The sequence below is a fragment of the Microtetraspora sp. AC03309 genome, from assembly GCF_020826795.1.
GTDB lineage: Bacteria > Actinomycetota > Actinomycetes > Streptosporangiales > Streptosporangiaceae > Microtetraspora > Microtetraspora glauca.
The window spans coordinates 1-11,872 of record NZ_JADDIL010000135.1 but is presented as its reverse complement, the minus strand read 5'-3'; the positions used below and the strand labels follow the sequence as shown (position 1 = coordinate 11,872).

The window sequence follows — 11,872 nt, the reverse complement described above, 5'->3', positions numbered from 1 at the left end:
GGACGGGCGTGTCGGTGGGGGAAGGGGTCGCCGCCGCTGTCTCGTCGAGCCCCAGGGCCTTGTTGGCCGCGGTTTCCGCCACGTTCTGGATCACGCCTGTGATCGCGGCGCCGATGGCAGCCAGAGCCGCCGCTCCGATCGCCAGCGCCTTCTTCCTCCACCAGGGGGTGCGTCCGGCGGGAGGCTCCTTTCCTGACACGATTTCCTCTGTCGATGTCAAGATCTGGATGCCGCGTCATGATAGCGAGATCGTCGGCCGGGCCGCCAGAGATCGACGGGCTCGGGGTGTGATCGCGATGGAGGAGCGGTCTCCACCGTGGCGGGCGAACACATCGCACCCGCTCTGGCGCATCACGACACGCTCCGCCGTATTCCGGTACGTGTCTGCACACTTCGCCGCGTATCAGCACATCTATCTATAAACCGACCGATTCTGGCGGGTGGATCGATGGGGCGGCCGGGACGACGATCGTCGTGAACCGTCGAATCGCGCGACCCCGGAGTGGTCGCGACAGATATTCCGTACCGATGCCCTTCTGGTTGGAGTCCCACATTTGCTCTTGAAATACCGTGATCAATGATGATTGGTCCGGCTTTCAGGGATTTGCGGGATCGAATGCTGACTGTCCGAATTCTCTGCTCCGGGAAATCGATATCGGCTCGATGGGGCATCGCGGTGGGACCGCCCCCGGTCCGCGCTTCCTCGCGCGCCGCCGTCGACCACATGGCTGCCCGGGATGATCGAACGGGCGCGGGAGTGCATGAATATGCGCAGCTCGGACGGCTGGAGAGCGCGCGTGATCGAGGTGTCGTACGACGTCGAGGCGGCAGGAGCCGTCCCGTCGGCCGGCGATTGAATCCGCCCGTAAATCCGACCGTAAATCGATGGGGAAATCCGGTCCGCCGAGTCAGGAGTGACTGGAGAGAGAATCCCGCTAGATCACGCTATTTCGATGTCGCGGCGGATGATAACGATATATTTCCGAACGGAGTAGGCACGGCCGCTGGGGGGACGACAAGCTGTGCGGATCGGGGGGAGAGAATTCACGTGCAACCGAGCCTTGTGAAGGCGCATAAGGAGAACGGGCTTGATCCGTCTACTGCTAGCCGAGAACATGCACCTCGTCAGATCGGCCCTCGTGGCGCTGCTCTCCACGGAAGACGATCTGGAGGTGGTCGCGGAGACCGGCCAGGGCACCGAGATCGTCGCACTCGCCCAGGAGCGACGGCCGGACGTCGCGCTCCTCGACATCTGCCTTCCCGGGATCGACGGCCTGACGGCCGCGGCCGAGCTGTACGAACGGGTGCCTGACTGCAAGACGGTGATCCTCACCGGGCTCGGCACCCCGGCGGCACTGCGGCGGGCGCTGGGGGCGCAGGCCCGCGGCTTCATGGTCAAGGACGCGTCGGCCCAGCAACTCGTCGACTGCGTACGCAGGGTGTCGCGCGGGGAGCGGGTGATCGACCCCGAACTGGCCCTCGCCGCTCTCCACGCCCCGGAGAACCCGCTCACCTCACGGGAGCTCGACGTCCTCCAGGTCGCCGCCGAAGGGTCCACGGTGACGGAGATCGCCGACCGGCTGTTCCTGTCGCCGGGAACGGTACGCAACTACCTGTGCCGCATCCTGCCGAAGGTCGGCGCCCGCACCCGCGTGGAAGCGATCAGGATCTCTCTCGAACGCGGCTGGTTGTGGCCGGAGACGGGCAGCGACATCGGCATGGTGCGCTACCGCCCCTGATGGAGGAGCCCGGTGTGGGCCGCGAGGAAGGCGAGCATGTCCGCCGCGAGCGCGGTGGACCGGCTCGCCGCACGGGACCCGTGGCCCACGTCGCCCTCGTGCCGGAGCAGGATCGGCCGGTCGCCTCCGGTGGCCCACTGGAGCGCGGCACACATCTTCCGCGCGTGCGCGGGGTCGACGCGGGTGTCCCCGCCGAAGGCGGTGAAGAGCGTGGCGGGGTAGTTCGCGCCCTTCCTTACCCGGTGATAGGGCGAGTAGGCCAGCAGGGCGCGGAACTGGTCGGGGTCCTCGACCGAGCCGTACTCACCCCGCCAGGCAGGGCCGAGACCGGAACGCTCGTAGCGGACCATGTCGAGGAGCGGGGCGGAGCAGACGGCGGCGGCGAACAGCTCGGGGCGCTGGGTCAGGGCGGCGCCCACGAGCAGCCCGCCGTTCGACTCGCCCCAGATCCCGAGCCGGTCCGGTGTCGTCCACCCGTCGGCGATCAGCTTCTCCGCCGCCGCGACGAAGTCGTCGAAGACGTTCTGCTTGCGCTCCAGCATCCCGGCGCGGTGCCACTCCTCGCCCTCCTCGCCGCCGCCCCGCAGCATGGCGACCGCCACCACGCCGCCGGCCTCGGCCCACGCGAGCGTGTCGGCGGCGTACGCGGGGGTGAGCGACACCCCGAACCCGCCGTAGCCGTAGAGGATCGCCGGCCTCGGCCCGTGCAGACCGGCGCGCGCGATGACGACCATCCGCACCCTCGTGCCGTCCGCCGACACGCAGTGCAGCCGATGGCTCTCCACCCCGGCCTCGCCCGCTCCTGGCCGGGCCGACCGGCGCGGCACGGCCGCCGGTCCGGGACCGGGGACGCTCCAGGGCACGGTCTCGCCGGTGCGGGCGTCGAACCGCCACACGGCGGGTGGTGTGACGTGGTCCGTGTAGGTGAACCACGCCTCGTGGCCCCGCCGTACCGACAGCGGGCCGACGGTCCCCGCTCCGGGGAGTGGCACGGAGCCGAGCCGCTCGCCGGTGACCAGGTCGAGGACGTCGATCTCGCTGATCGCGTGCCGGATCCGGGTGACGAGGAGCAGCGGCCGGCCCGGCGCCGTCCCGTCGAGGACCGCGAAGTCGGCGAGCACCGCCTCCGGGTCGGCCGGGACCAGGTCCTTCCAGACGTCGGGGGTCGCGGGATCGCCGACGCACAGCCTGATCCGCGGGGCGTCGCGGTCGGTGACGACGTACAGGCGCCCGTCGCCGCCGACGGTCACCGCGGTCCGGGCGTCCGCGTTCTCCTGCACGACCCGCAGGTCCGGCCGCTCGGGACGGCCGGTGGACAGATCGGCCAGCCACAGATCGTTGCGGGACGAGGAGCCCCGGGACGCCGACACGACCAGCCACCGGCCGTCGTGGCTGATCTCCAGGCCGTAGGACGTGACCCCCTCCCGGCCGAAGACCAGGACGTCGTCGGGGACGCCGACCCGGTGCAGGAAGACCCCGCGGGGCTCGTTCCGTACGTAGAAGAAGCCCGTCCCTCCAGGCAGCCAGGCCACGGGGGAGTAGCGGCTGCGGCCGATCGGCCCGTCGACGACCCGCCGCGTGCGGACGTCCATGACGTACAGCTCGGCCCGCTCGTCCCCCCGGCGGGAGATCTGGTACGCCACCAGCCGGCCGTCCGGGTCGGGCTGCCACGCGTCGAGCGTGGTGAGACCGGTCGGGTCGATCGTCCACGGGTCGAGCAGGACCTCGTCTCGCCACGGCGCGTCGGCCAGGCCGGGCGTGGTCACATGGAGCACGGCGTGCTCCTGCCCGGCCGTACGGCGGAGGAAGAACGCCCGTTCGCCCCGCCACAGCGGCGCGGTGACCAGACCGGCGTCGGCGAGCTCGGTCAGCCGCGCGCGCAGGTGATCCCGGCCGGCCAGTGTGGCGGCGTGCGCGCGCCAGAGGTCGTCCTGCGCGGTCAGCCATCTGATGGTCTCGGGGTCGGCCGCGTCCTCAAGCCGGCGATAGGGGTCCGGTACGGCGACGCCGTGCAGCCGGTCGACGATGGGCTGGCGCTCCACATAGGGATATCTCATGACACCTGCTTCACGTCGGGATTCCACTGGCCGATCAGATCGGTGTAGAGCGGAGAGACGGCGACGAGTTCGTCATGTGTGCCGAGTCGAACCCGGACGCCGTCCATGAGCAGCACGTGCCGAGCCCGCAACGCCGAGGTGAGCCGGTGCGCGACGACGACGAGGGTGCCGCCGCGCCGGGCGAACGCCGTCTCCGCCCGCGCCTCGGCGGCCGGGTCGAGATGACAGGTCGCCTCGTCCAGGATCACGAGACGGGCCGGAGACAGGTAGGCCCTGGCCAGCGCGACGAGCTGGCGTTCTCCCGCCGACAGGGTCGCGGGATTGACCTCGGCGGAGAGGCCGCCGAGCCTGCGCGCCAGATCCGTCATCCCCACCTCGTCGACCGCTCGCTGTACGGCGTGTGGTGAGGCGTCGGCGAGATAGGTGAGGTTCTCCATGAGGGTGCCGTGGAAGACGTACGCCTCCTGGGGGATCAGGACGCGGGTGGCCGGATCGAGGTCGCGGGCGGGAACGCCGCCGACCCGGATCTCTCCCGAGCACGGCGCGAGCAGTCCCGTGATGAGCGCCGCCAGGGTGGACTTGCCGAGACCGCTCGGCCCGACCACGGCGAGATGGCCGTCCTCCGGCAGGGACAGGTCCAGGCCGGAGATCACCGGTTCCGCGCCCGGCCCGTACGCGAACGTCACGCCGCGCAGTTCGACCCGCGTGCCGCTCGGCCGCGCGTGCTCCCGCGCGGGAGTCGGGACCTCCGCCGTCTCCCGGATCCGGGAGACGGACGCCATCAGCTGCACACCGCTGACGCCGAGCCCCTCGACGAGGCCGCCGAGCGCCGGGGTGAGCGACTGGACGACGTAGGCGAGCGTTCCGATGACGGCGCCCGCGCTCGCGCCGAGCCCCGGCGCGAAGGCGAGTACGAGAAGGACGGGCAGCCAGCCCGCGACTCCGAGCGACACCGTGCGTACGGCCATCACGCGGGCGACCGAGCGTGCGGCATCGGCCTGCGCCGCGATCCGATGGCCGACGTCCGTGGCGACCCGGGCCTCGGCGCCGCACGAGGCGATGTCGCGCAGCCCGCCCGCCATGTCGCTCACCGATTCCGCCAGGCGCTCGTCGGCGATGAGGAAGGCGCGCTGCCGCCGGGCCATGGCGGGCAGTGACATCAGGAAGACCGCCAGCCCCGCGGCGAACGGCGGCAGCACCAGCGGCACCATCTCCGGAAGCAGCGTCAGCATGCCCAGGACGACGCTCACCACGGTGAAGGCGAACGACCGGACCACCGTGATCACAGCGGCGAAGGCGTCCCTGGCCAGCTCGACCTGGAGAGTGGAGCGCGCGACCGACGCCGCGCCCGGCCGCCAGGGAGGGGCTGCGGCACGGCGCAGCGTGCCGCCGACCACGTGGGTCAGCAGCTCGTCGCGGAACGGCTCCGCGATCGCGGCGACCGCCAGCACGACCTGCCGCGCCCCGACGGCCGCAACCAGCCACGCGCCGCCGAGCAACGCCAGCCAGGCCAGGCCCGTCAGCGGCCTTCCCTTCGCGAAGCCGTCCTCGATCGCGCGGGCGATGGCGTGCCCGATCAGGAACGCGGGCAGCGCCTCCGCCAGTGACCATCCGGCGAGGCGCACCAGCCGGTACGGCTCCCGCGTCAACGCCCGCCAGATCATGAGTGCTCCGCCCCTGAGCGCTCCGCCCACTCCGTGGCGGTGTCCGGGACGCGTACCTGGGGCGAATTCGGGGTCGGGCCCGTGGCGAGGGCCGAATGCGGGGCCGGTTCGGAGGCGCGTGCCCGGGATCGAGTGTGGTCTGTGACGGAATGCGGGGCTTGGATATGGTCTGCGATGGAATGCGGGGCCGGTTCGGAGACGTGTGCCTGGAAGACGGCGCGATAGCCGGGGTGCGCGGACCACAACACCTCGTGGCGGTCGAAACCGCGCAGCCGTCCGTCCTCCAGCCAGAGCACCGCGTCGGCCCGAGCCGCCGTCGCGACCCGGTGCGCCACGACCAGCCGGGTTCGCCCGCCCAGTTCCCCGGTCAGCGCGGCGCTGACCTGACGCTCGGTCAGGGTGTCCAGGCTGGAGGTCGCGTCGTCCAGCACCAACAGACGGGTGCCCTGGGCGAACGCGCGTGCAAGTCCGACCCGCTGCCTCTCCCCGCCCGACATCGGCGCGTCCCTCAGCGGTGTCCCGTATCCCTGGGGAAGCCGCCGGACGAACTCGTCGGCGCACGCCGCCCGCGTCGCGGCCAAGACGGACACGGAGGCGGCGGGAGCGGAGGTGGGAGCGGAGGTGGGAGCGGAGGGAGTGGAGGCGCGGGCGGGCCGGATCCCGAGGCCGAGGGCGATCGCGTCGCCGATGGTGTCGCCCACCAGGACCGGCCGCTCGAAGGCGTAGCCGACCGCCCGGCGGAGCGCCGTGCGGGAGAGTTCCCGCACCGGCACCCCGTCGAGCAGCACGGACCCCTCGGACGGATCGGCCAGCCGGCCCGCGAGTGCCGCGAGCGCCGACTTCCCGGAGCCGGACCTGCCGACCACCGCGATCGCCGACCCGCCCGGTATGACGACGTCGAGGTCGCGCAACCCGTTCGCCGCCACACTGCGAAACTCGAGCGTGCCGGGGCCCGGCGGCAGCTCGCGTGCCCCGTAGGGCAGGGGAGGCTCCTCCGAGAGCTCCCCGACCCGTCCGGCCGCCGATCGTGCCCTGGCCAGCCGCCCGATGTATCCCAGCGCCGAGCCGAGCCCCGCGCCGAGCACCACGTACCTCGCCGCCGCGTACAGCTCGCCGACTGTGAGATCGCCTCCGGCCAGGCGCAGCCCGCCGACGACGAGCACGGCCACCTCCAGCAGCGGCACCACCACACCGGTCTGGACCCCGGCCCGCGCGTTCGCCCGCCACAGGTCCATGCCGTACGCGCGCAGGCGGGGGAGCGGCGCGAGCACCCGCGCGATCTCCCCGTCCGTCGTGCCGGCGGCCGCGATCGTGCGCGCGCCGGACAGCGCGGTGACCAGGCGGGCGGCGATGCCGCCCTGGACCTCCTGGTACGCGGCGACGACCGCGGTGGTGTCCCGCAGGAAGGCGCGCAGGACGAGCAGGATCACGACGAGCCCGGCGACGAGCGTGAGCGTCAACACCGGGTCGATGAGCGTGAGGGCGACGAGGCCGCCGGCCGTCGGAACCAGCAGAGACGCGCCTGTGATCACCGCCTCCGGGGCGCGTCCGGTCTCCTCGGCGTTCATGCCCAGCCGGGTCGTGAGGTCGCCTTCGGGGAAGCGGCGGGTCATCGCGGGACCGGCGCCGAGTACGTGCCGGGTGATCCGGCGGCGCAGCCACGCCGACGCGTGGGCGCTTGTCGCGCCCGCCGCCCATACGCGCAGGCTGTCGCAGGCGACGACGCCGGCGAGGACGAGGACGCAGCCGGTGAGGGACGTCGTGAGCGATGCCGTGAGGGAGTCTGTGAAGGAACCGCTGGGTGGTCCGGCGGCCCCGCCCGCGGTCAGGCCGTCGACGGTCCTGCCGATGACGTACGGGAGAGCCAGCTCGAGGATCGATCCGCCGACGGACGCGACGGCCAGGACGAACAGCCACGGGCCGCCGTGCCGGATGGTCCGGACCACGAGCCGATCTGCCGCCTCCATCCGTCCTCCTCGTCGTCGTGCGTGAAGCCCGTTCGCCAGTTCGTTCCAGTTCGTCCCAGCGCGGGAAAGTTCGTGGGGGAGTGCGTGAGGGGACTTCCCGAGCGATCAAAACTCTTCGGGCGCGGATTCTCACCCGCCTGATCCTGGGTCGGGCCCTGGGCGCAGTGCCCAGGGCCCGAGTGGTCGCCATGACGGCGACCGTCAGATGACCTGCCTCTAGTGGCAGAGGACGAGGCTGAGGTTGCTCGGCCTGCCGGACTGGCAGGTCAGCACGGTCAGCGTGCTGCCGCCGCCGTAACCGCCCCCACCGGGGGTCTCCATACCCTGAAGATCGAGGAGAACCATTTGTCTACACCTCCTTCCAAGATCGTTCGGACGGGAGCCGCTGGCCAGGCGGCTGGCTGAAGGGGAGGAACACCGGTTCCTCGTGCAGGGCGGCGCCCAGGGCGAAGAGGACGCCCGCCGTTCCTGTGGAGAAGTCCATCGAGAGCCGCAACAGCTGGTCCCCGGGGAAGGCCACGCCTTCGCCGTACGGGAGCGTGTGCCAGCGCAGCCCGCGGATCTGCGCGCCGAGCCCGGGATCCGAGCGCCGGATCATGGCCAGTGACGCGATCACGCCGGCCCGGCCGGTGAACAGGCCAGGCTGCACGAAGTACGCGGACCGGGTGACCGCGAGCAGGTCGTCCAGATCGCGGCTGAGGCCCTCATCGGGATGATGGGTCAGATAGCGGGCCAGGACCAGTGAGATGCCGACCGAGCCCTCGTCGAGATAGGGCAGGTGACGCCAGCCCTGGTCGACCTGGAGGGACCCGTCGGCGGCACGCACGCAGCGCCGCAGATCCTGGCGCAGCGCGACGCGGGCCAGCTCCAGCAGCGCGGCGTCGCCGGTCCTCTCGTACGCGTGGAGGAAGAGCAGGGCGGGCCCCGATGAGCCGAACATCAACCCGGCGCGGGGATTCGAGCCGCCGCTGACGTCCGGCACGTCGTCCGCGCCGCCGAGCCGGCCGGCGCACGCGTGGACGATCTCGTACGCCTTGTCGAGGAGCTTCCCCTCGCCGGTCGTCTCGCCCAGGTGCAGCAGGTTCAGCCCGATTCCCGCCAGCCCGGAGTACAGGCCGAGCCCGAGCCCTTCCCATCGCTCCCGCAGGCAGATGTCCATGACGTCGAGGGCGTCCTGCCGGTGTCCGAGCCGTTCCAGGACGTGGGCGACACCATGCAGCCCGTCGTAGAAGCCGAGCGCGGTGCCCGATCGCGGGGTGACGGCCCGCTTGCGCAGCCAGTCCTCGTGCTCGGGGAAGCGGCCGGCCCCGGTCTCGGCCAGCGCGTGGAGCACTCCCGCGGCGCCGTGGGCGAGATTGAGCCCGCCACCGGGTCGGAACTGCGCCACGTCTCCGGGGAAGAGCCGGTCGTCGCGGTCGGGGGTGGCGGAGGCCAGTACGGCACGGCGCAGGGCGTCGCGGATCTCCGGCCAGTCGCCGGGATCGGGTGGCTCCGCCATGTCACGGTCGTCCGCGATCGTGTGCGCGGCCTCTTCGACGACTGCCGGGGGGACGGGGAACGTCTCGGTGACCAGGCGGGCCAGATGACGGGCCTTCCCCCGGTGCATCGGCACCATGATGGTGGTCTGCGGAGCGAACATGCCCAGCCTCAGGCAGGCCAGCGCGTACTGGTCGCTCGCCGTGCCGAGCCGGTCGGACGGCGCGGCGTAGGCGGGATGGCCCAGCGCCGGGCGCGCCCGGTCCTCGGCGAGTGTGGCCACCTCGAAGTCGATCAGCACCAGCCGGCCTTCGTCGGTCACCAGGATGTTGTTCGGATGGAGGTCACCGAACACGACTCCGCGTTCGTGCAGAGAGCCGACCGCCCGCTCCACCTTGGCCACCATGTCCAGCGCCCATTCGGTGTAGCCGGCCAGCGCGTCGGGGGCGAGATCGGTACGGGTGAGCGGATAGCGGTGGACGAGGAGCCGCTGCAGCGGGTTGCCGTCGACGAACTCCTCGACCAGGAAGTGGTGTTCTCCGATGGTGAAGTGGTCAAGGAGCGCCGGCACCGACTCAAGTCCGGCGAGCCGCCGCAGGATGTCCCGCTCGTGTTCCAGGCGGGCGACCGCGTCACGTCCGGCCGCGTCGAGCCCGGCATGCGGCCGCGCTTCCTTCAGCACCACGCGCCGACCCGTGGACAGGTCCTTGCCGAGGTACACGCCTCCGCCGTTGGAGAAGTGCATCACGCTCTCGATCTCGTACGGCAGGCCCGTGGTGGTGACGGCGTTGCGGGCGGCCAGGTGGGGTTCGAGAAAGGCGGGGAGCTCGATCCAGGAAGGAACGGAGAAGGTGGATCCGCGGACGTCGGGGACGAGCCGGCCTTCGCCGTCCTCGATGGCGAGCACCATCTCGCCGCCCGCGTTCAGGCAGCGCCGCTCGGCGAATCCGCCGTACCGGACGAAGAGCGGGCCGTCGCCGTAGCGCAGGTCGCTGAGGATGTACGGACCCTCGACTCCGCGCAGCAGCTCGTCGAGCTCGCTCAGCACCAGCTCCAGCTGGGCCTCGTCCTGCGGGTAGATCGTGACCAGCTTTCCGCTCGACGCCCGCGACGCGGCCTTGGAGTTGTGCATGACCAAGACGGACTCGCTGCGCAGGAACTTGAACGCCACGTTCCTGGGCAGGCAGTAGTCCCACACTGTCCGGACCGCGCGTTCCGCGTCGGCCAGGCACGCGGACACATGGATCTTCCACCCCTGGGAGGGCAGCCGGTCGACATCGACCGGCGCGTAGTACATCCACGTGTCCGTCGCCTGATGAAACCAACTGTCAGGGACTTCCAGTGACAAGACGGAAAAACCCGAAGAATCAGCATTCTTCTGATCAGGTGTGTCATAGAACAACGAATCAGCCAGACAGTAAAGCTCGTAATCATCCATATGCTGCCATCTCCCTGTTTATCGCTAAAGAGAGAATGGCGAATGGTCACGCGTCCGGTCTAGTTACACGGTTCATCGATGGCATGTGCGTTTCTCATCAACGCGACCGGTACGGCGTCATCTGAGCTGCTCAGGGATTTCGACCGAGAGCCGGAACCGGTCGGCCGAGCCCGCGATGACCTCGACCGTGCCGCCCACCATCGTGGCCCGGCGGCGCAGGCCGGCGAGTTCCCAGTCGTTCTCCGAGCCCTGGGCCGGCTCCACCCCGTCGTTCTCGATCGTGAGACGGACCCGGTCGCCGTGGCGGGACACCTCGATCACGCAGATCCGGGCCTTGCTGTGCCGCAGCACGTTCGCGATCGCCTCGCGGACGATGACGGCCAGCACCTTGTCGGCCGCCGTGGCGGGCGCGAGCTCGGCTCCCACGATCCGGCAGTCGATCCCGAAGACCCTCAGTACGGCGCGGGCGTGTGAGAGCTCCGTTTTCAGGGAGATCTCGCGATATGTCCTGGCGATGTCCCGGATCTCGCTGGCGGCCTGGTGGATCGAGGTGACGAGCTCCGCCAGCTCGGCCCGCAGCGAGGAACCCTCGTCCGCCAGGCGCCGCGCCATCTCACCCCGCAGCGCGGCCAGCCACAGCCGGCTTCCGATGAGGTCGTGGACGTCGTCGGCGAACAGCTCCCGCGCCTTGATGACAGCCTGGCGCGCGATCTCCGCGGCTCTGGCGTTCAGCTGCTCTATGCGATGGAGAAGAACAATCACCGTACACAAGAACAGAATCGTTAATAATGCCAGAACCATCAAAATCGCGTCAGGCACACGCGGGCCCTCCCTGTTCACGTCCCGGGAACGACCTTGTTATTTTAGGTTGCGGCATCTATGAAATGCCGGACTTCGCGGTTATTTCAGAGAGATAACCCGTACGGTCTGGTTCACTCGCCGTTGCGGTATCGAATACCGCCAAAACGCATATATCGCAGTATTTGGTGATCGTCGCGCACGCTCCCCGCCGCGCGACGAACGCGCTTCCCGCACGGCGTGTCCACTCCGACCACGGGTTCCGGTACGGCCCGGCGGTGTGGTGCGGCCCGGCGGTGTGGTGCGGCCCGGCGGTGTGGTGCGGCCCGGCGGTGTGGTGCGGCCCGGCGGTGTGGTGCGGCCCGGCGGTGTGGTGCGGCCCGGCGGTGTGGTGCGGCCCGGCGGTGTGGTGCGGCATGGGGCATTCTGGGGTGCTGGGTAAGAGGCCAGGTCTGGATGCCGGTGTGGATGCCTGGTCTGGATGCGATCTGGACGTCAGCCTCGGATCTCAGGCGAATGCGGCGCGTATGTAGCGCCCGTGCCCGACGGAACTCTCGCTTCACTCGAAAGTGACATTCAACAGTTCGCACACAAATCGCACATGTGTGACTACTGAGAGTTGTTTATAGAACGTGTGAGCGATATATTTGCGGTGGGCTTAGCGATCGGAGGGGGAAGGGAGGCGTAATCGGATGGTTGTTTCGGGTGGTGTGCTGGTGTCAGCTCGCGCGGA

General features: G+C 70.4%; 8 protein-coding genes. 1 reads left to right on the top strand and 7 read right to left on the bottom strand.

The features are described from left to right. Positions 1-199, bottom strand: a 199-nt coding sequence (locus tag IMZ11_RS40875; protein WP_228648665.1) for a hypothetical protein, incomplete at its 3' end; no start/stop codon positions are given. An 889-nt stretch (positions 200-1,088) separates the two neighbouring features. On the opposite strand from IMZ11_RS40875, the gene IMZ11_RS40870 reads away from it, so the two are divergent. Further along, positions 1,089-1,739 (top strand): response regulator transcription factor, encoded by a 651-nt coding sequence (locus tag IMZ11_RS40870; RefSeq protein WP_061259624.1) that lies wholly within the window; start codon positions 1,089-1,091, stop codon positions 1,737-1,739. On the opposite strand, the gene IMZ11_RS40865 is transcribed toward IMZ11_RS40870, so the two are convergent. The 6 genes from IMZ11_RS40865 to IMZ11_RS40840 form a co-directional block, all read right to left on the bottom strand. Next, positions 1,727-3,796 (bottom strand): prolyl oligopeptidase family protein, encoded by a 2,070-nt coding sequence (locus IMZ11_RS40865; protein WP_228648663.1) that lies wholly within the window; start codon positions 3,794-3,796, stop codon positions 1,727-1,729. The two genes, IMZ11_RS40870 and IMZ11_RS40865, sit on opposite strands and share 13 nt — an antisense overlap. After that, positions 3,793-5,460 carry an ABC transporter ATP-binding protein gene (locus IMZ11_RS40860; RefSeq protein ID WP_228648661.1) on the bottom strand — a complete coding sequence of 556 codons (1,668 nt, stop codon included), beginning with the start codon at positions 5,458-5,460 and terminating at the stop codon, positions 3,793-3,795. Before IMZ11_RS40860 ends, IMZ11_RS40865 begins: the two co-directional genes overlap by 4 nt. Continuing rightward, complete coding sequence (locus tag IMZ11_RS40855) at positions 5,457-7,427, bottom strand: ABC transporter ATP-binding protein (protein WP_228648659.1); 1,971 nt, start codon at positions 7,425-7,427, stop codon at positions 5,457-5,459. The genes IMZ11_RS40860 and IMZ11_RS40855 overlap by 4 nt, the downstream gene beginning before the upstream one ends. Before the next feature lie 216 nt (positions 7,428-7,643). After that, positions 7,644-7,772: a SapB/AmfS family lanthipeptide gene (locus tag IMZ11_RS40850; protein WP_228648657.1), complete on the bottom strand. Its 129-nt coding sequence runs from the start codon at positions 7,770-7,772 to the stop codon at positions 7,644-7,646. Between the two features lie 4 nt (positions 7,773-7,776). Further along, positions 7,777-10,341, bottom strand: coding sequence for a class III lanthionine synthetase LanKC (gene lanKC / locus IMZ11_RS40845; protein WP_228648655.1), 2,565 nt, complete (start codon positions 10,339-10,341; stop codon positions 7,777-7,779). 117 nt (positions 10,342-10,458) lie between these two features. Continuing rightward, positions 10,459-11,103: a histidine kinase gene (locus IMZ11_RS40840; RefSeq protein WP_228648653.1), complete on the bottom strand. Its 645-nt coding sequence runs from the start codon at positions 11,101-11,103 to the stop codon at positions 10,459-10,461. Between the last annotated feature and the right edge of the window lie 769 nt (positions 11,104-11,872).